Below are 24,595 nucleotides of genomic sequence, written 5' to 3'. Positions count from 1 at the left end.
TCGTACAGAATTGCCCGCGCCTCGCGCGTATCGAAGGAGCATCCCATGACCAAGACCTATGAAAGCGTGGCCGGCCTTTCGGTCCACCCGGCGCTGCGCGCCTTCGTCGAGCAGGAGGTGCTGCCGTCGGCGCGCCTTGAGCCAGCAGCGTTCTGGACCGGCCTCTCGGAGATCATCCGCGACCTCGCGCCCAGGCATCACGAGCTGCTCGCCATCCGCGGCGACCTCCAGGCCAAGATCGACGCCTGGCATCTGGAGCGCAAGGGCAAGCCGCATGACGCAGCCGGCTACGAGCAGTTCCTGCGCGACATCGGCTATCTGGTGCCGGCACCCGCGGCCGACGCCTATCAGGTCGCGACCAAGAACGTCGACGCCGAGATCGGCACCATCGCCGGCCCGCAGCTGGTGGTGCCGCTGTCCAATGCGCGCTACGCACTGAACGCCGCCAATGCGCGCTGGGGTTCGCTCTACGACGCGTTCTACGGCACCGACGCCATCGCCGAGAGCGACGGCGCCGAACGCAGCAAGACCTTCAATCCGGTTCGCGCAGGCCGCGTCATCGCCCGCGTCCGCGAATTCCTCGACCAGGCCGTGCCGCTGGCACAGGGCAGCCATGCCGAGGCCACCGCCTACATCATCGAGCGTGGCAAGCTGCAGGCGAGCCTCGCCGACGGCAGCAAGACCGGGCTCAGGTCGGCTGGCCAGCTTGCCGGCTTCACCGGTCCGCGCCATGAACCCGGGAGCGTGCTCCTGGTCAACAACGGCCTGCACATCGAGCTGGTGTTCGACCGTGAGCACCAGGTCGGCGCGCTCGATTCCGCCGGCATATCGGATGTCGTCATCGAGGCGGCGATCTCGATCATCATGGACCTTGAGGACGCGGTTTCGGCCGTCGATGCCGAGGACAAGGTCACCGTCTACCGCAACTGGCAGCGCCTGATGGACGGCAGCCTGAGCTCGGAATTCACCAGGGACGGCAAGACCATCACCCGCAAGCTGGTCGAGGACCGCGTCTTCACCGCGCCCGGCGGCGGCAAGCTGACGCTCAACGGCCGCTCGACGATGCTGGTGCGCAATGTCGGCCACCACATGTTCACCGACGCCGTGCTCGACGAGGCCGGCAATCCGGTGCCCGAGGCGATCCTCGACGCGGCGATCACCGTGGCCAGTGCTGCCCAGGACATCCGCGGCGAAAACGCGGTGCGCAACAGCCGCACCGGCTCGGTCTATGTCGTCAAGCCCAAGATGCACGGTCCAGACGAGGTCGGCCTGTCGGATGCGCTGTTCAAGCGCATCGAAGAACTCGTCGGCCTGCCGAAATACACCATGAAGATCGGCGTCATGGACGAGGAGCGCCGCACCTCGGCCAACCTTGCCGCCTGCCTGTCCAAGGTGCGCGACCGCACGGTGTTCATCAACACCGGCTTCCTCGACCGCACCGGCGACGAGATCCACACCTCGATGGAAGCCGGCCCGATGATGCGCAAGTCCGAGATGGCATCGGCGACTTGGCTCACGGCCTATGAGGCGAACAATGTCGATGTCGGCATCGCCCGCAACCTGCCGGGCCGCGCCCAGATCGGCAAGGGCATGTGGGCGGCACCCGACCAGATGGCGGCGCTGCTCGAGAAGAAGGTCGCCCACCCCGGCGCCGGCGCCAGCACCGCCTGGGTGCCGACCCCGACGGCAGCAGCATTGCATGCCCTGCACTATCACCTCGTCGACGTGGCATCCGTACAAGACCAGTTGCGCGGCAAGGAGCAGACCTCGCTGACCGACCTGCTGACCATTCCGCTGGCAACGCGCAGCTACACGGCCGAGGAGATCCAGACCGAGCTCGAAAACAACCTGCAGGGCCTGCTCGGTTATGTCGTGCGCTGGGTCGGCCAGGGCGTCGGCGTCTCGACGGTGCCCGATCTCGACAATGTGCGCCTGATGGAAGACCGCGCGACGCTGCGGATCGCCTCGCAGCACGTCGCCAACTGGCTGCGCCACGGCATCGTCGGCGAAGCCGGGGTGCGCGAGACGATGCAGCGCATGGCAGCCGTGGTCGACAGGCAGAATGCGGACACGGAAGGCTACAAGCCGCTGGCGCCCCGCTTCGACAGCCCGGCCTTCAAGGCGGCCGAAGACCTGGTGTTCACCGGCCGGACCCAGCCCAGCGGCTACACCGAGCATGTGCTGCATGCCCGCCGCCGCGAAGCCAAGGCGCTATCCGCCTGAACGATCTACCTGGCATTGCCAAAGGCCCCGCGACGAGCGGGGCCTTTTTGCGTGGTGCGACATGCCCACGGCTTGCGTGGCCTGCCCGGCTGATGGAATGTCGAGCGAGAAGCAAATCGGCCGGGAGTGCACCATGGGCACCGGAATCCACCACATCACGCTCATCACCCGCAAGGTGCAGGCCAATGTCGACTTCTATGTCGGCTTTCTCGGGCTGAGGCTGGTCAAGCAGACCGGCGGCTATGAGGACGCGACCCAGCTTCACTTGTTCTATGGCGACGGCGCGGCCAATCCGGGCACGCTGATCACCTTCCTGGTCTGGGAGGATGGCGCCCGGGGGCGCGTCGGCCATGGCCAGCCGAGCGAGATCTCGCTCGCCATCGAGCCGTCGAGCATCGGCTTCTGGTTGACCCGGGCGCTGTCCCACCATGTCGAGATATCAGGCCCGGTCGACGAGATGGGCGAGCCGACGCTCAGGCTCAAGGATCCCGACGGGGTGATCGTCAAGCTCGTCGGCATCGGCGGCTTTGCCGCGACCGATGTCTGGGAGGGCAGCGGGGTGCCTGCCGATCACGCGATCCGGCGCATCCGCGGCGCCACCATCATGAGCGAAGTGCCGGAGATGACGGAAAGCTTCGTTGCCCGGCATTTCGGCTATCAGCCGACGGAAAGCACCGAGTTCATCCGGCGTCTCGTCTCCGACAGCGGCGACGTCATCGACATCAGGGATGCCAAGGGTTTCTGGACGAGCGCGCCGGGCACCGGCACCATCGACCACATCGCCTTCCGTGCCGGCGACATCGACGAGGTCGAACGGGTCCATGGCGAACTCGGATCCAGCAATTCGACCATCACCAATGTGCACGACCGCAAGTATTTCTACTCGCTCTATGTCCGCGAACCGGGCGGCACACTGTTCGAGCTGGCGACCGACGGACCCGGCATGGCGATCGACGAGCCGGCCGAAACGATGGGCACGCAGCTCTTCGTGCCGCCGGAACGCGCCGACAAGATCGACGAGCTGGTGACGATGCTGCCGCAATTCTCCTGGCCGGGAGAGGAGCGGGTGATCTATCGCGACCTGCCCTTCGTCCACCGCTTCTACACGCCGAAAGATGCCGACGGCCGCGTCATCGTCCTGCTGCACGGCTCCGGCGGCAACGAGACCAGCCTTTTGCCGTTTGCCGCCAAGGCCGCGCCGCGCGCGACATTGCTCGCCCTGCGCGGCCGCGCCACCGACGAAGGCACGCCACGCTGGTTCCGCCGGCATTCGGCCAACACGTTCGACCAGGCCGACATCAAGTCGGAGGCGGAAGCGCTCGCCGCTTTCATCGAGGACGCCATCGAGGCTTACCGCATCGATCCCGAAAAGCTCGTCTTCCTCGGCCACTCCAACGGCGCCAACATGATCGCGGCGACCATGCTGCTGCACCCGCATGTGATCCGCCGCGCGGCGCTGCTCAGGCCGGCGATGGTGCTGGAGCAGCCGCCGGCCGCCGATCTCTCGGACGTGGATGCGCTGCTCGTCGCCGGGAACGTCGACGTGTTCAGCAATTTCGGCCCCGATCTCGCCGCGCTGCTGCGCGACGCCGGTGCCAAGGTCGACGCCCGCACGATCGCCTCGGGCCATGCCTTCGAGGCGGCCGATGCCGAGATCGTCGGCAACTGGATCGCCGCGCGCGACTGAAGGCCCAGGTGGCGTGTGAGGCTCGGGGAAGCCCGGCCTCAGTACTGCTCGCGCGGCAGGTGAACGACCAGCCCGTCGAGCGCCTCCGACATCTTGAGCTGGCAGGTCAGCCTGCTGCGCTCGGTCGGGTTCATCAGGCACTCGATCATGCCCTGCTCGGATTCGTCGGGTGCCGGCAGGCGTTCGGTCCAGCTCTGGTCGACATAGCAATGGCAGGTGCCGCAGGCACAGGAACCGCCGCATTCGGCGAGGATCTGGTCGATGCCGTTGGCGACCGCCACGGACATGACGCTCTGGCCCTGCTGGGCGGTGAGTTCGGTCGCCTGTCCGTCGGCGTCGATGAAGGTTACGCGGTACATCAGGAATACTCCGGGATCAGGCAGGCGTGAGAGCCAGGCGCAGCGCCTTGGGGCCGCGCACGGACAGGCCGCGCTTGTATTGCGGCTCGGCCTCGGCAAGCGCGATCGACGACAGGCGCGTGAGCAAGGTGGTGAAGATCACCTCCATGTCGAGGCGGGCGAGGTGGTTGCCGAGGCAGAAATGGGCGCCGCCGCCAAAGGCGAGGTGACGGTTTGGGTTGCGGCCGGCGTCGAAGACATCGGCATCGCCGCCGAAGGCGGCCGGATCGCGGTTGGCCGCGCCATAGAGCAGGCCGAACTTGGTGCCGCGCGGGAACGACTTGCCGCCGACCACGCAGTCGGTGGTGGCGTAGCGGTGGAAGAAGGGCAGCGGCGATTCGAAACGGAACATCTCCTGGATCGCGGTGTGGATCAGGGCGGGGTCGTGGCGCAGCCGCGCCATCTGGTCAGGAAAGCGCAACAGCGCGTGCATGCCCGAACCGAGCACGTCGATGGTCGAGCCGTGGCCGGCCATCAGGATCAGCATGCAGGTCGAGACCAGCTCATCCTCGTTGAGGTGGCCGGCGTCCTGCGCCGCGATCAGGCGAGTGATCAGGTCCTCCTGCGGCGCAGCGCGGCGCTCGGCCATCAGCTTGAGCAGATAGTGGTAGAACTCGGTCGTCGCCTGCTCCGCCAACGCCTTGCGCGCGTCGGAACGGTCGATGTCGAAGAACTGCACCACGCGTTCCGACCAGACGCGCAACTGCGGGCAGTCCTCGTCGGGCACGCCGAGCACACGACCGATGATATGGCCCGGCACCTGGGCGGCGAGGTCTTCGACGAAGTCGATCTCGCCCTTGTCGATCAGGCTGTCGACGAGCCTGTCGACGAAACTCTGGATCATCGTGCGCTGGCGGGCGATGAAGGCCGGCGTGAACTCGCGGAACACCTGCCTGCGCAGCCGGTCATGCACCGGGCCGTCGCTGTCGAGCATGGAGAACTGGACGAAGCGCTGGTGATGCGGCATGTCGAGCCAGTTCTGCAGGCGCTTCTGCTCGGTGATCTCTTCCTCGGACATGAAGAATTCGGGCGAGCGCACCATCGAGATGTCGCGGGCGATGCCAGCAACATCGTCGAAGCGCGTCACCAGCCACATGTCGAAATCGGCGAAGAACTGCGGCTCGCCCTTGTCGCGCAGCGCGGCATAGGCGGGATAGGGGTTCTGGGCGAAGGTGGCCGACAAGGGCTCGAAAGCCGTGCCGTGTTCGCTTGCCTTCGGGGTAGCGGTCATCCGACGCTCCAGTCATGGATTTTCGGCAGCATGGAGGCCGCCACCATCCAGTCTAACGGCAATGGCGGCGAGATGAATGCATGCCACTCGCACGATGCTGGATAAAACTCGCATCGCGATTTGCAAACAGGTACAGTAGGCGAAACCCTCCGACGGCGACGCCTGCGCAAAAATGACCAACGGGACAGACGAAAGCAATTCGATCTTCTTCCACACGCCGGGCCGGCATGCGGATGCCTTTCCCTACAAGATCCTTGTCGCCGGCCGCACGCATTTCGGCCATCGCGACGGCCTCGTCACCAGGCGCTTCCACCACCATACGCTGATCTGCACGCTGTCCGGCCAGGGCCTGATCGAGACCGGCGGCAGCCGGGCGGCGGCCGGGCCCCGCACCATCGCCTGGCTCGACACGTCGATGTCATATGCCCATGGCTGCTACCCCGATGCCGACCACTGGCGCTATCTCTGGATGAGCATCGAGGGCCATGGGCTCGACGCCGTGTTCTCGTTCCTCCGTGTTGCCGGCAACCCGCTGTTTGCGACACAAGGCGAGGGCGTCGCTGCCGGCTTCGAGCGTGCCATCCAGAACCTCGCCCGGCGCGGGCAGACGACCGACGCCATTTCGAGCGCCGTCGTCGCCCGGCTTGTCGAAACGCTCGTCGCCGAACGCGGCGAGCAGGACAGCTCGGAAGATCGCGGCGAACGCGTGCTGCGGGTGATGCGCGAGGTGCGCGCCGACATCGCGCGCAACTGGCCCATCGAGGAACTGGCCGCGATCTCCAACCTCAGCGCCTCGCAACTGCACCGGCAGTTCAAGCAAAAGACCGGCACGACGCCGATGGACTGGATCCGCCACGAGCGCATGAACCTGGCCAAGCGCCTGCTGATCGCAGCCGACATCAAGATCGCTGCCGTAGCGCTAAGCTGCGGCTATGCCGATCCCTATCATTTCAGCCGCGACTTCCGCCGCATCGCCGGCCAGTCGCCAAGCGAGTTCAGGCGGGCGCAGGGGCAATAGCGGCTCGACGACGATCGCTGGCCCAGTGCCTGCCCCGTCGACATGCCACTTCGTTTCGGGCAGGCTGCGGACCTCGCCCCACCAGCACGAGCGCACCGACATGACGTCCAAGCCAGCGGTCTACGAATTCAACGCGGCCATCGTGCGCGAGCCGGCTCGGTCGGTTGTCAACGGCCTGCGCGCCGACGACCGCGGCAACCCGACCTATGACGGCGTCAAGGCCGAGCATGCGGCCTATGTCGCGACGATGCGCGCCGCAGGCGTGGAGGTGACGGCGCTGCCGGCGCTTGAGGCGTTTCCCGATTCGATCTTCGTCGAGGACCCGGCGCTGGTGTTTCCCGAAGGGGCGATCCTGCTTCGGCCCGGCGCCGAGACGCGCGTCAGGGAAACCGTCGAGATCGCACCCACGCTGAAGGCCATGTTCGGCACCGTGGTCGACCTGCCCACGCCCGGCTATGCCGATGGCGGCGACGTGCTGACGACGCCGAGAAGCGTGATGATCGGGCTGTCGGCCCGCACCGACCGGGCTGGTGCCGAAGGGCTGATCGCCAGCCTCGACCGGCTCGGGCGCAAGGGCGAGATCGTGCAGACGCCGGAAGGCGTGCTGCATTTCAAGAGCGACTGTTCACTGCTCGACGGCGAGACCATGCTGTCGACGAAGCGGCTTGCGCGCTCGGGCGTGTTCAAGGGTTTCCGCGAGGTGCTCATCCCCGAGGGCGAGGAGCCGGCGGCCAACGCGCTGCGCGTCAACGACGTGGTGATGGTCGGGGCGGATTACCCCCGGACCATCGCGATGCTTGACAAGCTCGGCTACCAGGTGGTCGCGCTCAAGACCACCGAGATCGGCAAGATCGACGCCGGCCTGTCGTGCATGTCGCTGCGCTGGCACCGCGGCCAACGCCTTTGATCGGCATGCCGTCCCTGAGCGTCGGCAAGTATTGGTCAAGCTTCGTGACAATGTAGGGATCGCGACAACGGACCGGGCGGTTTGCGACAATCGCAACCGACGAGACGTCCGACAGCAACAGATCAATTGACAAGGCTTCCGCCGGCTGTCTAGTCTCGACCCCGGAATCGGTTCCACCGAAAGGTGGATGAAAAGGGAACACGGTGAGGCCGAAGGCCAAATCCGCGACTGCCCCCGCAACTGTAACCGTTGAGCCTCTTCCATCATGCCACTGAACGCATTCGTGCGTTCGGGAAGGCGGAAGAAGGCTATGACACGGAAGTCAGGAGACCTGCCCGTTCCGGTCACCCATGCTTGTCCACGGGGTGTGGTCAGGCGCGGTCGCCCGTGGCGGTGACATTGAAAAGTGTTGCCGCATGCGGAAGGCCGCCGGGTCGATCTTGTCCCAATGTCTGCCTGCCGACCTGTCTTGCCTGCGGTTTGGAACCGGGTGCGATGCCTGTCGCGCCCACCGAACCATTTGGGGGCAGAATTGCAGAGACTCATCCTCGCCACCAGCGCCGTCGCGCTGGTCATTCCGACGCAAACCCACGCGCAGCAGTCGCCGTCGCGCGACGACGTGACCGTGCTTCGACCGCTGGTGGTGTCGACGCCGCTGCGGCGCGAGACGGCGCTCGTCCGCTCGACGTCGTCGGTCACCGTCATCGACGAGGAGGAGCTCCGGACATCGGCGGCCGCCGACCTGCCGTCGCTGCTCAAGCGCTACGCCGGCGTGTCGATCATCGGCTATGGCGGCCAGGGCTCGGCCTCGAACGTCTCCCTGCGCGGTATGTCGGCCGGGCAGACTCTGGTGCTGGTCAACGGCATCCGCACCGCCTCGGCAACCAGCGGCACCAGCTCGATCTTCAACATTCCCCTTGCCTCGATCGAACGAATCGAGATCGCCAAGGGGCCGCACTCGGCCCAGTATGGCGCCGACGCGATCGGCGGCGTCGTCAACATCATCACCAGGCAAGGTGGCCAGTGCGCCGACGGCCGCAGTGCCTGCGCCAGCATCACCACCGGCGTCACATACCCATGGGGCGGCTATGTCTCGGGCGATGTGCGCGGCCGCAGCGAAGGAGGCGTCGACTACTCCGTCGGCGGCAGCATTCTCGGCACGCGCGGCTACGACTTCACCACGCCGCTGGCCTGGGGCCACGAGCCCGACGATGACGGCTTCCTGCAGGGCTCGCTGAATTTTTCGCTGGCCAAGGAATTCGACTGGGGCAGGCTTTATGCCGACGGCCTGTTCGCACGCGGCCGTTCGCAATATGACGACACCTTCCCGTCCAGCAATGAAGTCGACACCGACACGTTTGCCGGCAAGGCAGGTGCGCGGCTGAAGCACTCCGACAGTTGGTCCTCGACTGTCGAGCTGTCCAGCAGCCTGGACAGTTCGACCAACTTCCGTGACGGGGTTCCGGGCGACAGCAGGTTCGACACCAAGCGCTACGGCATCTTCGCCTCGACCGAAAAGACCTTCGAGACCGGCGATGCCCGCCATGTCGTGACCGGCGGGGCCGAGGCCTATCGCGAACAGGTCGATACCACCGTCGATTTCGACGTCACCTCGCGCGGTCTCGGGGCGGTGTTCGGACAATATTCGGTCGAATATGGCGCGCTGACCATCGACAGCGGGCTGCGCTACGATCACAACGAGCAGTTCGGCGGTGCCACCACCTACAATATCGGTGCCAGCTTCGAGATCGTGCCCGATCTCGTCGCCCGGGCCTCCTACGGCACCGGCTTCCGCGCCCCGACCTTCAACGACCTCTATTATCCCGGCTATTCGAACCCGAATTTGAAGCCGGAGACATCCCGGTCCTACGAACTTGGCGTCAACTGGCGGCCTACCGACAGCACGACGCTCGACGTCGCCTTCTACCAGACGTGGCTGAGCGACGCGATCGCCTCCAACCCGCCCACCTACGTCCCCTTCAACGTTGCGCGCGCCAAGGTGACGGGCGTCGAGGCATCGCTGTCGCACGAGTTCGGCGACCGCTGGAGCGGCAAGGCATCGATCGACTACCGCTCGCCCAGGAACGAGGACAACGGCCGCTACATTCCCTATCGCGACCGCTTCAAGGCGACTGCCGAGCTGGGTTTTGCCGCGACCGACAGCCTGGACCTGACCGCCAGGCTGCTCTACGGCGCAGCGCGCTACGCCGACGCTGCGAACACAGTAAAACTGCCCGACTACGTGACGGTGGATTTTGCCGCCAACTACACATTTGATGCGCAGTCGAGCCTGAAATTCTCGGTCGAGAACCTGTTCGACGAGCAGTATTCGACCGTCACCAACTATCGCGCGCCGGGCCGGACCTTCAGCCTGAGCTTCACGCGCGTGTTCTGATGGGAGCCAGCATGCCGACCGATCGCTTCCGCATCCCCCGCCGTCGAGCGTGGCTGCTCGTGCTGGCGGGGGCCATATCCAGCACCGCTGCCCCGGCCATCGCCGCGCCGCCGAAACGCGTCGTCTCGATGAATGTCTGCACCGATCAGCTGGCCATGCTGGTGGCGGCGGAGGGCCAATTGCACTCCGTCTCATATCTGGCGCGAGACCCCGAGACGTCGGTGCTCGCCGGGCGCGCCAAGGGCCTCGTCGTCAACCATGGCCTCGCCGAGGAGGTCTTCCTGATGCAGCCCGACCTTGTGCTTGCGGGTGCCTACACGACGCGGTCGACCGTTGCCCTGTTGCGGCGCCTCGGCACGCGCGTCGAGGAATTCGCACCCGACAATTCCATCGCCGAGATCAGGGCGAACATCGTCCGCATGGGCGAGGTGCTGGAGCGGCGTGAGCGGGCGGCGGACCTGGTCGCGGAACTGGACAATGGGGTGGCTGAACTGGCCGCCCGGCCGGCCTCGGGAAAGACGGTCGCGACCTACTATGCCAACAGCTACACGTCGGGCGCGGGCACCCTGGTCGGCGACATCGTCAGGCTCTCGGGCCTCGTCAATGTCGCCGACGAGTTGGGCCTGAGCGGCACGGCCCGTCTGCCGCTCGAGATGCTGGTGCTGGCCCAGCCCGATCTCGTCGCCGGCGGCGGCGAAAGCTACGATGCACCGGCGCTGGCACAGGAGAATTTCGTTCACCCGGCATACCGGGCGATTGCTGCGCAAGGCAGCACCGTGCCGGTTCCGGCGCGCTACACCATCTGCGGCGCGCCATTCACGCTCGAGGCCGCGCGCCTGATGCGCGACGCCGCCGACGGCAAGGGTGGCGTCCAATGAGCGACACCTCTCGCTACGGCCTGGTGCTGGGGGCGCTTGCCGCGCTCACCACGATCCTGTTCCTGCTTTCGCTGACCGTCGGTCCGGCAGCGCTTGGTTTCAGCGACAGCATCGCCGCACTGTTTTCCGACAAGGCCGGCGCCATCGAACTGATCATGGGCGAGATCCGCCTGCCGCGCGCGCTGCTCGGCCTGATGGTCGGGGCGACGCTCGGCCTCTCCGGTGCCGCGCTGCAGGGCTATTTGCGCAATCCGCTGGCCGAGCCGGGGCTGATCGGCGTCAGCGCCTCGGCCTCGCTGGGCGCGGTCATCGCCATCTATTCCGGGCTGGCGGCGATCTTCCCGCTCGCCTTGCCGCTGTCGGCGCTGGCCGCCGCGGTGCTGGCCGTCGTCGTCGTTCAAGCTCTCGCCGGCCTGCGCGGCAGCACCCTGACCATCATCCTGGCCGGCGTGGCGGTGTCGAGCTTTGCCGGCGCGATGACCTCGCTGGCGCTCAACCTGTCGCCCAATCCGTTCGCCGCGCTCGAAATCATGTTCTGGATGCTCGGATCGCTGACCGACCGGTCGATGGCGCATGTCTGGCTGGCCCTGCCGTTCATGCTCGCGGGCTGGCTGATGCTGGCGATGCTGGGCCGGGCGCTGGATGCGCTGACCCTCGGCAACGAGACGGCGGCAAGCATGGGGATCGACATGCGGAGGGTGCAGTTTCTTGCCGTCTTCGGCACGGCATCGGCGGTCGGCGCGGCGACGGCCGTGGCCGGCGCCATCGGCTTTGTCGGCCTCGTCGTGCCGCACATGCTTCGTCCCCTGGTCGGGGCACGGCCGTCGCGACTCCTGCCGGCAAGCGCTCTCGGCGGCGCCTGCATGCTGCTGGCCGCCGACATCCTGGTTCGGGTCATCGCACCCGAGCGCGACCTCAAGCTCGGCGTGCTGACCGCCATCGTCGGTGCGCCGTTCTTCCTCTGGCTGGTCTACCGCACGAGAAGGAAGCTCGCGTGATGCTGCTCGACGTTCAAAATCTCAAGGCATCGCTGGGCAAGCGGCAGGTGCTCAACGGCATTTCCTTCTCCGTGATGCCGGGCGAGTTCATCGGCCTGATCGGGCCCAACGGCGCTGGCAAGTCGACCTTGCTGCGGGCACTGCTGGGGCTCATTCCCTCGCAAGGAGCCGTGGCCCTGGGGACGCTCGACGCCACCCATGTCGGCGCCAGGGAGCGCGCACTCCATATGGCCTATGTCGCGCAGGAGCGCGAGATCGCCTGGGCGGTTCCGGTCGAGATACTGGTGTCGCTCGGCCGCTCGCCACACCGGCCGGAGTTTGCGGCGCTCACCGCCACCGACCGCGCCGCCGTCGAACGGGCGATGCAGCGGATGGAGGTGGACGGGTTCCGCGAGCGGGCGGCGACCGAACTGTCGGGCGGAGAGAAGGCGCGCGTCCTGATCGCCCGGGCGCTGGCCCAGGAAACGCCGCTGCTGATTGCAGACGAGCCGACGGCAGGCCTCGACCCGTCGCACCAGATCACGCTGATGCGCCTGTTCGCCGAGCTTGCGGCGAGCGAACGCAGCGTCGTCGCCTCGCTGCACGATCTCGGACTTGCAGCGCGCTGGTGCACCCGCCTGCTGCTCATCGACGGCGGCCGGATCGTCGCCGACGGACCACCTGCCGACGTGCTCACCGCCGAGGCGCTGCGCACCGTCTACGGTGTCGAGGCCTTTTTCGGCGAGAGCGCGGGCGGGCTGGTGGTGCAGCCACTCGATCTCGTCGCCGAAACCGGAGTTTTGCCATGACCCACCTGGAGCAGCTGCTGCGCCATCACCTGCTTGACTGGCGAAGCGGATGGAGCATGGGCACGTTCGGCGCCATCGCCGAGTTCCATCAGGATGACGGCGAGATCGCGGTGATCGACGACCGCCAACTCCTGACCCGGGCAACGCGGCGCGGCGGCATCCGCCTGGAACGCAGCATAATGGCCGGGTTGGTGCCCGTCGCCTACGAGACGCTGAGCCCGAGGCGGCATCGCTGGAGCCAGGCGCTGGCGCTGTGCCTGCCCGATGCCAAGGCCCGGCGCAGCGGCCGATCGGTGCTGACCGAGATCGGACCGGACGACCACGCGATCCGCGGCATCGACCGGACCGGCATCCTGTTCGACATGGGCCTGTCCCTGCCGCAATGCGATTTCTGCATTCGCACCAGCGAGCCGAAGCTCCTGGTCGAGCTGCGCGCCAATCTTGGCCGGTCGGTGTTCGACCCTGCCAGCGGCGCCATGCCGGCGATCCTGCGAACGCACCCGCATCGCGTCGCGCTGACCAATATCGGCCGCGTCGAGGTCTACCAGAAGATCGGCGGACCGGACACCGGCGGCGTGTCGCCGGAGGGGCCACATACGCATGTGCTGCCGAAGCTGCTGAAGGGCGGGCGTACCCATTCGGCCAACGCGCCGATCCCCGACGGCCTGCTGCCGCTCGGCGCGCTTCACCCCGGCAACCCCGTCATCGATCCGCTCGGACGCGACCGGCCGTTCGAGCCGATCCTGCATGGCGCATTCCAGGAGATGATGACCCGCTTCGGCACGGCCGAAGCCCTGGCCGGACGGATACATGTCGACGGCGCGCTCGCTGCCGGACTGTCGCCGATCGAAACCGAAGCGCCCTCCGGCCGCTTTGCCCGGTCGGCGATGCGGGTCGCGTTGCGCCAGAAGGCCCATCTCGCTGCGCATTTTGGCGATACCGCGCTCGCCCGGCTGGTTGCGGACTGGCAAGCGGCCTTCGAGCAATCCGCAACGGAAACCGAAGATGACGACGCTCCCGGCCACTGACGCCGCCATGCACGAGACGTTTGCGAACAAAACGGGCGTGGCCTTCCGATGATTTCTTGATAAAAGAAGTCAAGAATGTTAGTGGGCTCCCGACCCGGCCGGGCAAGAGGCGCTCAAGCCACCGGTCAAATGGTTCGAAGTCGGAGATTCGAGATGCTAGGCAGTGGGCTCATCGCAAGTGAAGGCAAGGCCGGCCGATCCGGGCCGATCCGCCGATCCGCGCAGATCCTCGCCGTCATGTGTCTCGTCGCATCAACAACAGCAGCGTTCTCCCAAGACGCCGCTCCGGGCAATGCGCCCGTCCAGCCGGCACCCGCCGCCCAGGCGCCGGCTGTCCCCACGTCCCAGGCTCCTGCCGCGCAGGCCCCGGCCGCCGCCGGAGAAGCCTCAGGTGCACCGGCGGTGCCGCAGCCAGCACCTGCTGCAGCCGCGCCGAACGCAGCGCCCACGACATCGCCTGCTCCGGCAGGTGGCGGGGCCGCAACTGGCGACCGTTTGCCCGGTGCCGTGCCCATGGGCATCGAAGCGCCGCTCGACAACATGACCGGCGCAGCGCCCGCCGCCGAGGTCCCGGCCAGCACGCTGCCGCACGACCTGTCGCCATGGGGCATGTTCATGGCTGCCGACTGGGTGGTGAAGGCGGTGATGATCGGCCTCGCTTTCGCCTCGCTGATCACCTGGACCGTCTGGCTTGCCAAGTCACTGGAGATTGCCGGCAGCAAGGCCCGCCTTGCCAAGGCGCTGCGCGGCATCCTCGGCGCGCGCCGTCTCGAGGACGCTTCGCAGGCGCTTGGCGACCATGCCGGCATCGGCGGCGTGCTGGTACGGGCAGCGGTCGAAGAGATGGAGATGTCGGGCCACGACCTCGGCCACGGCGATCCCGCAGGCATCAAGGAGCGTGTCGAATCCCGCCTGATCCGAATCCAGGCGCAGGCCGGCCGCCGGCTCAGCCGCGGCACCGGCGTGCTCGCCACCATCGGCTCGACGGCACCGTTCGTCGGCCTGTTCGGTACCGTCTGGGGCATCATGAACTCGTTCATCGGCATCTCGGAATCGCAGACCACCAACCTTGCGGTCGTCGCGCCGGGCATCGCCGAGGCGCTTTTGGCCACCGCCGTCGGCCTGATCGCCGCCATTCCGGCCGTTGTCGTCTACAACGTCTTTGCCCGCTCGATCACCGGCTACCGCCAGGGCCTGGCCGACGCCGCGGCCGGCGTGCAGCGACTGGTCAGCCGCGATCTCGACCGCCAGCCGCAGCGCAGCCAGCACGAGCGTCCGCATGCGGTCACCGTGGCCGCACCGGCCAATGGCCGCCACGCGCCTGCGGTCGCGGTCTAGGAGAGGGTCCGATGGCAGGCGGAATCAGACAATCGGCCGACGACGACGACCTCCAGGAAAACCATGAGATCAACGTGACGCCGTTCATCGACGTCATGCTGGTGCTGCTGATCATCTTCATGGTCGCCGCGCCGCTGGCGACCGTCGACGTCAATGTCGACCTGCCCGCCTCGACCGCGACCGCCCAGCCGCGCCCGGACGAGCCGCTCTACGTCACGCTGAAGGAAGACCTCAGCATCTCGATCGGCCAGAACACGGTGGCCCGCACCGCATTCCAGCAAGAGCTGGATGTGGCCGCCAAGAGCGACAAGGAAAGCCGCATCTTCCTGCGCGCCGACCGCGGCGTCGATTATGGCGAGCTGATGGAGGTGATGAACCTGATGCGCGGCGCGGGCTATCTCAAGATCGCGCTGGTCGGGCTGGAACAGGTCCAGGCCACGCCGGCCGCAGCCACCGACGGCCAGCCGCAATGACGGCGGCGGCGCATCTCGGCTTCGGCCTCGGCGGCATGAGCCGCCGCGAACTGGCGCTGTGGTCGGGCGCGGCCATGGTCATCGTCAGCGTCCATCTCGCCGGTGCCTGGTACCTCCAGCGGCAGCCGCCGATGATGCTGGACGAGATGCAGGCGCAATCCGCCGTGATGATCGACCTCGCGCCGATGGCGATGGCGCCGGAAGCAGTGCCGCAGGATACGACCGACCTCGTCGACAGCCAGGCTGCCGAAACCGTCGAGGAGCCGACCGAGACCATCACGCCGGATCCCGTCGAGCCGGTGACCCAGCCCGTGGAGGACGTCGCCGAAGATACGCCCGAGCCGCTGGAAGAGGTGACCGAGGCGGAGCCCGTCGAAGAGGTTGTGCCCGACATCGTGGAGGCGCCGCTGCCGGAAGTGGCAATGGCCATCCCCGAACCGCGCCCGGAGATCAAGAAGCCGAAGCCGGTCGAAAAGCCGGTGCGCGAAAAGAAGCCGGTGCAAAAGAAGCCGGAGCCGGTGAAGCAGGCCAAGGTCGAGAAAAAGCCGGCGGCGACCAACAGCCAGGCCTCGCAGAAATCGGCCCAGAATTCCGACAGCACCCGCGCGCCCGCGCCGGGACAGGGTGGCGGCAAGGCGATGTCGCCGGCGCGCTGGCAGTCGCGCGTCTACTCCCACCTCAACCGGCACAAGCCCAGGAACGTGCGCAGCCGCGGTTCGGTCGCCGTCCGGTTCTCCTTCAACACCAATGGCGACGTGCTGTCGGTCAGGCTGGTGAGTTCCTCCGGCGACCAGGCCCTCGACGAGGCCGCGGTCAACCTGGTGCGCCGCTCGTCGCCGATCCCGGCGCCGCCGCCTTCGGTGCCGACGAGCATCATCGTGCCGATCGACTTCAAGCGCTGACGCTGGGCCTGCCATTGCCGTGAAAACGGGACGGGCGGCGGTCTTCCAGGCTTGCACCGACCGTTCGCGGCAGCGTCCGCGAGCGGCGGCGTGGCGTGCTCACCTTTTGGTTGCGGCCCGCGCTGTGCCCAATTCGCCACACCCTCCCAACATAGTGCTGCGACAATTCGTGCCGGAGCGAGACGTCGCGCCGCAGTTAGCGCAGCAGAATCAAACACTAAACATGATAAAAATAGGAAGGTTTTCGTGCGACCCGCCCCGTTTCGCTAAGACATTGGGGTTGCACGACATTTTTTGAACGCCTAGTGAGCCTGCGTTGCCGTCGTTTCCAAACGGAACCGGCCTGCCAGCGCGAACTGGCGTGAAGAAGAGTGAGCAAGATGGAACTCACCAGGCTACTACAGAGCTTTGCCTCGCTGCGCCCGCGCATCGAGGCTTTGACGCGCGGCCGTGTCGGCTGCAGCGCAACGGCGGAAGACATCCTCCAGGATACCTGGGTCAGGCTGTCCAACGTCAGGCATGACGATGCCATCGACAATCACGCCGCCTTCGCCATGCGGGCCGCCAAGAACGCCGCCATCGGCCATTTCCGCAAGCAGCAGCGACGCAACGAGATCGACGCCGAGGTCAACGACCTGCTGTGGCAATCGGTCGACGAGATTTCGCCCGAGCGGATCGTGATGGGCCGCGACATGCTGCGCGCCGTCGACGCGGCATTGCAGGACATGCCCGAACGGAGCCGGCGCATCTTCCTGATGAACCGGATCAATGGTGTTTCCCATCGCGAGATCGCGCGCCAGATCGGCATCAGCGAAGAGGCGGTCTACTACCACATCCGACGTGTCGTCGAACGCCTGGCCGAACTGCGCGACAGTCAGGCTTAGGCCTGCGACAACATTTATTTTGCCATGACGCTTAGGCGTGGTGCCGTCTCGCTCGTCTATGATAGCAAGATGGTTGGGGTGCCCGTAGCAAGCGGGCACGTGCTGCGTGACGGGCATGGGCAAAGGGCAAGAACGATCCGAGATCGACCGAGGCGTCGCACTCGATGCGCGTGACTGGATCGTTCGGCTGACAGCCGGCAATCTCAGCCGGCAGGAGCTCGAGCGATTCCGCGCCTGGCAGGCGCAGTCGCCGGAACATGCCCGCGCATTCGCCCGCGAGAAGCAATTCTGGCAGCTGCTGCAAGGCGTGAACGACGGCAACCCGCCTGCCGCGCCCGTTGCGGTGCCAACGCTGCGTCGACCGGTCAGCCGGCGCTCGCTCCTCGTCGGCGGGGCGCTTGCCGCCTCGGCGGCGGCTGTCGCTGCGCCGCGTGTCATCACATGGATGCGTTCGGACTTCACCACCGGCTCGGGCGAGCAGGCGACGGCCACCTTGCCCGACGGCTCGACGATGTTGCTCAACACCAACAGTTCCGTTGCCATCGATTTCCGGGCCGGCCGGCGGCTCGTGAGCCTGCTCGCCGGCGAGGCGGAGTTCGCGGTCAAGCCGGCCGCAGGCGCGCCGTTCAGCGTCTCGGCGCTTGGCGGAAGCAGCGACGCAAATGGCGGTGCCTATGCCGTGCGCTCGATCGCCGGCGAGGTCACTGTCACCGCATCGACAGGAACCGTCTCGGTGACCGGCGGAGAGGCGGGCGCTGCCGCCAACATGGTGTCGCTCGCCCCCGGACAGCAGACCCGCTACCTGAGCGGCGGCGCACCAAGGTCGGCTTCGGACGTCGACCTCGACACCGAACTCGCCTGGCGCGCCGGTCGCGTGGTGTTCGACGCCCGGCCGTTCAGCAGTGCGGTCGCCGAGCTCGGCCGCTACGTTTCCGAACGGCTGGTGTTCACCACCCATGCGCATGATGCGAGCCCGATCACGGCGGTGTTCCTGACACGCGACGCCCATGCGGCGATCGAGGCGCTGGCGCATACACAGGGGCTTTCGGTGCGCCGGGTTCCGGGCGTCGTCATCGTCATTTCCTGACCCTCACGAACTCGCGCCAACTTATTTCAGAAAAAATGCAGACAGCTCTTTAGGCGACGGGCCCCGTCGCGCGTCACACCATCGAAGGCGCTCGGTGGATGGGTGCGCCACGCTTTTTGGGGACCAGCATGACGGGCAAGAGCAACAGGGATTTTGGCGGCACGGCGTCGGGGCGCCTGCTGCGGCGGCTTCTGATGGGAACGGCGCTCGGCGCGGGCATGCTCGTGGCCACCGTGCCATACGCTCCTGCCCAGGCGCAGTCGGCGCAGATGCACAGCATCAACTTGCCGGCGCAGCCGCTGGCGCAGTCACTGAAGCAGCTCGCCGCGCAGACCGGCCTGCAGATCGCCTTCGGCACGGCCGACATCGGCTCGGCCCGCGCGCCTGCGGTCTCCGGCAACATCTCGGCCGAGCAGGCGCTCGGCAGCGTGCTTTCCGGCAGCGGCCTGAACTACCGCTTCACCGGCCCCAACACGGTGTCGATCCAGTCGGCAACGGCGAGTGCTGCCAGCGGTGGCCTCAACGTCGCGGCCAATGGCGCGGTCGTCCTGAACACGATCGACATCAACGCCCAAGGCGGCGAAGGCGGGGTCAACCACGTCCAGATCACGGCGGAGGACCTGGCGCGGAAGAACCCGGCCGACCTGCAGGAAGTTTTCGCCGACGAGCCGAAGATTGCCGTCGGCAGCTCCCTGCCGATGTCGCAGAAGGTCTATGTCCAGGGCATCGAGGAGACCAACCTTGCGGTGACCGTCGACGGCGCGCGGCAGAACAACAAGGTGTTCCACCACAACGCGACCAACCTGATCGATCCGTCGCTGCTCAAGGCCGTCAGCGTCGACGCCGGCGTGGCGCCGGCCGATGCCGGACCAGGCGCGCTGGGCGGCGCGATCGCCTACGAGACCAAGGACGCGCGCGACCTGCTGGAGCCGGGCAAGAGCATCGGCGGGCTTGTCACCGGAACCTACGACTTCAACAGCAAGACCCATACGGTCGGCCTGTCGGCCTATGGCATCGAAGGCGGATTCGAATATTTCGGCTACCTGAACTTCGCCAAGGGCGACAACTACACCGCCGGCAACGGAGCCACCATCGACGGCACCAGCGCCAACCTGCTGAGCGGCATCGGCAAGGTCGCCTACCAGGCCGAAGACGGCCACCGCTTCGAGTTGAGCCACGAGCAGCTGCGCGACGACGCGCCACGACCGTTCCGTGCCAATATGAGCGAACTCGATCCGCCCAAGTACTGGGAGCCGCCGATCCGCGATTACAAGCTGGACCGCAGCAGCACGGTCTTCACCTATACCGACGAGACGCCTGAAGGATGGTGGGACCCGAAAGTGGTGATCGCCTATACGAGCGCCCGGGTGGAAACGCTGATCTATCCGAGGCCCGTGCCCCCGAGCACCGAGTCGGACACCTATCCTGGTGTCGGCAAGACCGAGAGCTTCAACGGCAAGGCGGAAAATCGTTTCGCCCTCGACATGGGCAGCATCACCGCCGGCCTCGACTTCTACAAGGATAGCGCCGACCTGGATGCGAGGGAGGATTCATCCACGGAGTATGCCAGCAATGTTGGCCTCTACGCCCAGGCCCGGCTGGAGCCTTGGGATCGAACGCGGCTTTCCTTCGGCGCACGTGGCGACAACCAGTGGTTCGAGGGAACCACCGGCGAGAAATGGACCAATGCCGGACTGAGCGGCAACATCTCCGGCGAATACGATCTCGTGCCCGATTTCCTGACCGCCAAGGCAGGCTATTCGCATGTCTGGGCCGGCGTGCCGCTGGCGGAAAACTTCAACTTCAATCCGAACTGGAACTACGGCGACGGGCCGAAGCCGGTGACCTCGGACAACCTCACCGCCGGACTGGTCGCCACCTATCAGGGCTTCACGCTCGAAGCCGGCATCTTCCGCACCGACATCTATGACGGCCGCACCGCCTATTGGGCTCCCGGGCGAGCCATCGAGGCTCATGATGTCCGTTCCCAGGGCTTCACGCTCGGCGGCGGTTACGACTGGGGCGCAGGCAATGTCAGCGTCAAATATGCCAACATCGACGTGACGATCGATGGCGCCCCGGCCGATTCCTACCTCGGCAATTACCTGGCGACCCCGGTGGGCCAAATCTTCACGCTGGCGGCTGTGCATCGGTTCGACGACTGGGGCGTGACTGTCGGCGGCGACGTCGAGATCGCCCTCGACTACGACAAGGTTCCAGCCGGATCGAAGAAGATCGAGGGGCATGAGGTGGTCAACGTCTTCGTCGAGTACCAGCCGCCGTCGAACCCTAACCTGACCTTCCGCGGCGAGGTGAAGAACCTGTTCGACGAGGACTATGCCAGCAGGGCAACCTACGGACAGGAGTTCGGCGACGTCAAACCGCTGCTGGAACCCGGCCGGTCGTTCCGCCTGAGCGCAACCGCAAAGTTCTGAACCCGGTGGCCACGGGCCTTGCCCGTGGTGCCCCTTTTGGCATCAACGACGGACAGGGAACGAAACCATGGTTCAATCGTCGGGCAGGTTCGAAACCGAACATGGCGCCAAGTACCTGACCCAGCTCTGCAAGCACTTCGCGCACAAGATCGAGGTGTCCCATGCCGATCGGCGCGGCGAATGCCATTTCCCGTTCGGCCATGCCGTGCTGGAAGCCGACGACACTGCGCTGACCATCCGGTTGGACGCACCCGATGCCGACCAGCTGGCTCGAACCAAGTCGGTGATCGACGACCATCTCGCCCGCTTCGCCTTCCGCGAGCCCGGGCGTGCCATCCAGTGGAGTGCCTGAGGCCAGCCTTCGTTCTCCGATAAAATCCGTCAGATACCTAGCTGCTGCAAGGCATTCGGTCGGTCCAACCACATGGTGACGACAGATGAAGCTCACGCCGCGGCAGGTTGCCGAACATGCGACGTTCCAGAATTTCGCGAACTGCTATGTCCGTGAAATCTCGCCCGGCAGGGTGACCCAGCACAGAGGCGGAGCCGAGGATCCCGTCGATTGCATCGAGTGGGTGCTGGCGGCCCAGCAACTTGTGCTCCGCGCCGAGCTTGTGTCGCATTCCCGCTGCGGGCCGCACCGCTTCGGCCAGACCTGGGTCCGCCGGGCGACCGACGCCGGCTGGCGCCACAGCGAGCCGTTCGCGGCACTGCAACTGTTGCTGCACGAAGCCTACAGGCAGTTGCACGACGAGCGCAGCGATGCCATGCGCGGCTGCGAACTCGAACTGCTCGGCCGGGCACTGCAGAGCTACCAGCAGACGCTGCGCTACATCGAAGCGCATGGTGACGTTACGGAGGACGACAGCTTCATCGCTGCCGAACAGTCGCTGGTGTTCGGGCACTCGCTGCACCCGACGCCGAAGAGCCGGCAAGGCATGACGTCGTGGCAGGAACCAAGCTACGCCCCCGAGCTGCACGGCAGATTCCAGCTCGTCTATTTCGCCGCGGATGCCTCTGTCGTGAGCCACAAGTCGGCAGCCGCCGAGACCGCGCCGGAGATCGTCGCTGCGCTGGCAGGCGCCGGCGATATCGAAACGCGGCCCGGCGAGATGCTGTTGCCGATGCACCCGCTGCAGGCCGAAGCGCTGCTGCTCGATGACGGCGTGCGCGATCTGGTGGCCGCCGGCAAGCTCAGGCTCGCCGGTGCCGCCGGCCCTGCCTTCACGGCGACGTCTTCGGTGCGCACGGTCTACAACGAAGACCTGCCGTGGATGCTCAAGTTCTCGCTGCCGGTGCGCATCACCAATTCGCTCAGGGTCAACAGCCGCAAGGAGCTGGAAGCGGGTGTCGCCGTGGCCAAGCTGCTCGGGCGGACGGGCATCGGCAGCGGCGACAGCCGTTTCAAGGTGATCGCCGACCCGGCCTACATCACCCTCGACCTTCCCGGCCGCTGCGAAAGCGGCTTCGAGGTGATCCTGCGCGAGAACCCGTTCGTCGCCTGCGGGGGGCGCGGCAAGATCACCATCGCCGCACTCACCGCCGAGCCGCTGCCGGGCCAACAGTCGCGGCTGGAGCGGATCATCAGGGCGCTGTGCCTGCGCGACGGAACGCATCCGGAACTGGTCTGCAAGCACTGGTTCCAGCGCTATCTCGACTGCGCGCTCGACCCGTTGGTGTCGCTCTACGACGACTTCGGGCTGGCACTGGAGGCGCACCAGCAGAACAGCCTGCTCGACGTCAGCCAGGGCTATCCGAGCGCCAGCTACTACCGCGACAACCAGGGTTTCTACCTCTCCAAGCGATACCGCGCCCGCTTCAGCCTGCATGTGCCGGAAGCTGCCGAGATCGCCTCGCTCTATTATGACGACCGCGACATCCAGGACCGCTTCGCCTACTACCTTGTCGTCAACCAGATCTTCTCGGTCATCGCCCGCATGGGGCATGACGGCCTGATCGACGAAGAGGTGCTGCTGCGCCTGCTGCGCGACCGCCTGGAGGTGTTGTCGCGCACGACCAGTGCCGTCGGCCGCGAATTCGTCCGCGGCGTGCTCGACCGCCCGACGGTGGCCTTCAAGGCCAATCTGATGACGCGGCTGTTCGACGTCGACGAATTGCAGACCAGCAACGAGCGTTCGCTCTACGCCCGCCAGCCCAACCCGCTCTTCGCCGCCATCGCCGGCCTCTATCACGGAGACGGCAGTGCCCTTGCCTCTTGACTTGCCGGGGCGCCCGGACGAGCGCATCGTCAGGCAACTTGTCGAGGCCGTGCTGTTCGAAAAGCTCGTCGCGGCAACGATTGCCGAGGACGGCGGCCAGCTTGCCTTCTCATGGTCGCATGAGGGCAAGCGCTTTCGCTGCGCCGGCGTCGAAGGCGCGTTCAGCCGCATCCGCATCGCGCCGGGTTCGGTCGAGAGCGAAGGATGCGACGGCACCTGGCGCCCGGCTGCGCTGGACGAGATGGTCGGGAGCCTGCCGGCATCCGCGGACGACAGGCAGCGGTTGCTCGGCGAATTGCAGAGCACACTTGCCCATTGCAGCTGGAACGACCGCAACCTGCCACAGGGCCCGCGCCGCAACCTCGGCTTCGCCGCGCTCGAAGGCGCGCTGGACGAAGGCCATGCCTACCATCCCTGCTTCAAGGCGCGGACGGGGTTCAGCGAAAGCGACCATCGCGACTTCGGACCCGAAGCCGGCAACAGCTTCCAGCTCGCCTGGCTGCTGGTGCGGCGTTCAGAAGTAAGCCAACGGCTGCCGGTGGATGAAGCGGCGTTCTGGACGGCAGAGCTCGGCGCCGAGACCTTTGCCACGATCGACCTGCGGCGTGCCGAGCTTGGCTTGAGCTTGGACGAGTTCGCGCTGCTGCCGCTGCATCCCTGGCAGTGGACGGCGCTGAAGGACACGTTGCTGGCGCCATGGCTGGCGGACGGAACGGCCCATTTCGCCGGCATTTCGGGCGACCGCTACACGGCGAGCCAGTCGATCCGGACATTGCTCAATGCCGACCGGCCCGAGGCGGCGAACGTCAAGCTGTCGATGAACATGAGCAACTCGTCGTCGCTGCGGACGATCGAGCCGCATTCGGTGTGCACGGCGCCGGTGATCTCATGCTGGCTGGGCGACGTCGTCGCCGGCGACCCGCTGTTCCGGACCGCCTACCCGCTGACGGTGCTCGACGAATATGCCGGCATCATCGCCGGCCGCAACGGCCCGCTCGCCGGCCAGCTCGCCGCGATCTGGCGCCGCAGCGTCACCTCGGTGCTCGGCGAAGGCGAACAGGCGGTGCCGTTCAACGCGCTGATGGCGATCGAGCATGACGGCAAGCCGTTCATCGACGAGTGGGTCCGCCGCCACGGCTTCCGTGCCTGGCTCGGTCAGCTGCTGCAGGTCGCCATCCTGCCGGTCTGGCACCTGCTGGTCGGGCACGGCATCGCCACCGAGGCGCATGGCCAGAACATGGTGCTCGTCCACCGCGACGGCTGGCCGGTCCGGCTGGTGCTGCGCGACTTCCACGACAGCGTCGAATACGTGCCCCACTTCCTGCGCGACCCCGGCAAGGTGCCCGACTTCCTGGCGCTCGACCCGGCCTATCGCGAGGCCCTTCCCGACCAGTACTACTGGATGGAGGACGTCGAGACGCTCGGCGAACTGGTGACGGACGCGCTGTTCGTCTTCAACATGGCCGAGATCTCGCATCTGCTGCAGACCCATTACGGACTGCGCGAGGCCGATTTCTGGAAAACGGTCCGGCACATGCTGTCCGACTATGCCGCCGGCCACGGCGTGGCCGCGCGCCAGGCCCAGCTCGGCCTCGCCCGACCCGAGATCGCTGCCGAGGCGCTGCTTGCCCGCAAGCTCAACACCGGCCGTTCGAGCCACGCCGTTTCCAACCCCCTCTCCACCGCCCACGCCTGAAGGGAAAATC

At 66.7% G+C, this 24,595-nt stretch carries 20 protein-coding genes and 1 riboswitch; of the genes, 18 read left to right on the top strand and 2 right to left on the bottom strand.

What is annotated here, in order from left to right:
* Nucleotides 1-45 precede the first annotated feature (45 nt).
* Together ASC75_RS24930 and ASC75_RS24925 are read left to right on the top strand one after the other, a co-directional pair.
* Complete coding sequence (locus ASC75_RS24930; RefSeq protein ID WP_055982276.1) at nt 46-2,223, top strand: malate synthase G; 2,178 nt, start codon at nt 46-48, stop codon at nt 2,221-2,223.
* 133 nt (nt 2,224-2,356) lie between these two features.
* Nucleotides 2,357-3,910 carry a VOC family protein gene (locus tag ASC75_RS24925; protein WP_055982272.1) on the top strand — a complete coding sequence of 518 codons (1,554 nt, stop codon included), beginning with the start codon at nt 2,357-2,359 and terminating at the stop codon, nt 3,908-3,910.
* Between the two features lie 38 nt (nt 3,911-3,948).
* Here the strand turns inward: ASC75_RS24925 and ASC75_RS24920 are convergent, their stop codons facing one another.
* Together ASC75_RS24920 and ASC75_RS24915 are read right to left on the bottom strand one after the other, a co-directional pair.
* Entirely contained in the window at nt 3,949-4,269 is a 321-nt protein-coding gene (locus ASC75_RS24920; protein WP_055982269.1) for a 2Fe-2S iron-sulfur cluster-binding protein, read from the bottom strand.
* Between the two features lie 16 nt (nt 4,270-4,285).
* Nucleotides 4,286-5,539, bottom strand: coding sequence for a cytochrome P450 (locus ASC75_RS24915; protein WP_055982266.1), 1,254 nt, complete (start codon nt 5,537-5,539; stop codon nt 4,286-4,288).
* 172 nt (nt 5,540-5,711) lie between these two features.
* Between ASC75_RS24915 and ASC75_RS24910 the strand changes: the two genes are divergently transcribed.
* From ASC75_RS24910 to ASC75_RS26550, 16 genes are all read left to right on the top strand, one after another.
* Nucleotides 5,712-6,557 (top strand): AraC family transcriptional regulator, encoded by an 846-nt coding sequence (locus tag ASC75_RS24910; protein ID WP_055982263.1) that lies wholly within the window; start codon nt 5,712-5,714, stop codon nt 6,555-6,557.
* Nucleotides 6,558-6,657: 100 nt separating this feature from the next.
* Nucleotides 6,658-7,464: an arginine deiminase family protein gene (locus tag ASC75_RS24905; protein WP_055982360.1), complete on the top strand. Its 807-nt coding sequence runs from the start codon at nt 6,658-6,660 to the stop codon at nt 7,462-7,464.
* Between the two features lie 151 nt (nt 7,465-7,615).
* Nucleotides 7,616-7,818, top strand: a riboswitch (cobalamin riboswitch).
* A 265-nt stretch (nt 7,819-8,083) separates the two neighbouring features.
* Nucleotides 8,084-9,859 carry a TonB-dependent receptor gene (locus ASC75_RS24900; protein WP_244487928.1) on the top strand — a complete coding sequence of 592 codons (1,776 nt, stop codon included), beginning with the start codon at nt 8,084-8,086 and terminating at the stop codon, nt 9,857-9,859.
* Nucleotides 9,860-9,870: 11 nt separating this feature from the next.
* On the top strand, nt 9,871-10,737 hold the full coding sequence (locus ASC75_RS24895; protein WP_082496753.1) for an ABC transporter substrate-binding protein: 867 nt from the start codon (nt 9,871-9,873) through the stop codon (nt 10,735-10,737).
* The gene (locus tag ASC75_RS24890) at nt 10,734-11,735 is read left to right on the top strand and encodes an iron ABC transporter permease (protein ID WP_055982259.1); all 1,002 of its coding nucleotides are present in this window, start codon (nt 10,734-10,736) and stop codon (nt 11,733-11,735) included. Before ASC75_RS24895 ends, ASC75_RS24890 begins: the two co-directional genes overlap by 4 nt.
* Nucleotides 11,732-12,523 carry an ABC transporter ATP-binding protein gene (locus ASC75_RS24885; RefSeq protein ID WP_162244959.1) on the top strand — a complete coding sequence of 264 codons (792 nt, stop codon included), beginning with the start codon at nt 11,732-11,734 and terminating at the stop codon, nt 12,521-12,523. Before ASC75_RS24890 ends, ASC75_RS24885 begins: the two co-directional genes overlap by 4 nt.
* The gene (locus tag ASC75_RS24880) at nt 12,520-13,551 is read left to right on the top strand and encodes a hypothetical protein (RefSeq protein ID WP_055982253.1); all 1,032 of its coding nucleotides are present in this window, start codon (nt 12,520-12,522) and stop codon (nt 13,549-13,551) included. Before ASC75_RS24885 ends, ASC75_RS24880 begins: the two co-directional genes overlap by 4 nt.
* Before the next feature lie 237 nt (nt 13,552-13,788).
* Nucleotides 13,789-14,889: a tonB-system energizer ExbB gene (exbB, locus tag ASC75_RS24875; RefSeq protein WP_156381383.1), complete on the top strand. Its 1,101-nt coding sequence runs from the start codon at nt 13,789-13,791 to the stop codon at nt 14,887-14,889.
* Between the two features lie 11 nt (nt 14,890-14,900).
* Complete coding sequence (exbD, locus tag ASC75_RS24870) at nt 14,901-15,362, top strand: TonB system transport protein ExbD (protein WP_055982250.1); 462 nt, start codon at nt 14,901-14,903, stop codon at nt 15,360-15,362.
* Nucleotides 15,359-16,264 (top strand): energy transducer TonB, encoded by a 906-nt coding sequence (locus ASC75_RS24865; RefSeq protein WP_055982247.1) that lies wholly within the window; start codon nt 15,359-15,361, stop codon nt 16,262-16,264. Before exbD ends, ASC75_RS24865 begins: the two co-directional genes overlap by 4 nt.
* Before the next feature lie 380 nt (nt 16,265-16,644).
* Nucleotides 16,645-17,148, top strand: a complete 504-nt coding sequence (locus ASC75_RS24860) for a sigma-70 family RNA polymerase sigma factor (protein WP_055982244.1) — start codon at nt 16,645-16,647, stop codon at nt 17,146-17,148.
* A 115-nt stretch (nt 17,149-17,263) separates the two neighbouring features.
* Nucleotides 17,264-18,235: a FecR domain-containing protein gene (locus ASC75_RS24855; RefSeq protein ID WP_055982241.1), complete on the top strand. Its 972-nt coding sequence runs from the start codon at nt 17,264-17,266 to the stop codon at nt 18,233-18,235.
* A gap of 128 nt (nt 18,236-18,363) precedes the next feature.
* Nucleotides 18,364-20,670, top strand: coding sequence for a TonB-dependent receptor (locus ASC75_RS24850; protein ID WP_055982238.1), 2,307 nt, complete (start codon nt 18,364-18,366; stop codon nt 20,668-20,670).
* Between the two features lie 67 nt (nt 20,671-20,737).
* Nucleotides 20,738-21,022, top strand: coding sequence for a DUF2218 domain-containing protein (locus ASC75_RS24845; RefSeq protein WP_055982235.1), 285 nt, complete (start codon nt 20,738-20,740; stop codon nt 21,020-21,022).
* Nucleotides 21,023-21,107: 85 nt separating this feature from the next.
* Nucleotides 21,108-22,889 (top strand): IucA/IucC family protein, encoded by a 1,782-nt coding sequence (locus tag ASC75_RS24840; RefSeq protein ID WP_055982231.1) that lies wholly within the window; start codon nt 21,108-21,110, stop codon nt 22,887-22,889.
* Complete coding sequence (locus tag ASC75_RS26550) at nt 22,873-24,585, top strand: IucA/IucC family protein (RefSeq protein ID WP_055982228.1); 1,713 nt, start codon at nt 22,873-22,875, stop codon at nt 24,583-24,585. The genes ASC75_RS24840 and ASC75_RS26550 overlap by 17 nt, the downstream gene beginning before the upstream one ends.
* Nucleotides 24,586-24,595 lie beyond the last annotated feature (10 nt).

This window comes from Aminobacter sp. DSM 101952 (genome assembly GCF_001424795.1).
Taxonomy (GTDB): domain Bacteria; phylum Pseudomonadota; class Alphaproteobacteria; order Rhizobiales; family Rhizobiaceae; genus Aminobacter; species Aminobacter aganoensis.
This window is presented reverse-complemented; position numbering and strand designations above follow the sequence as displayed.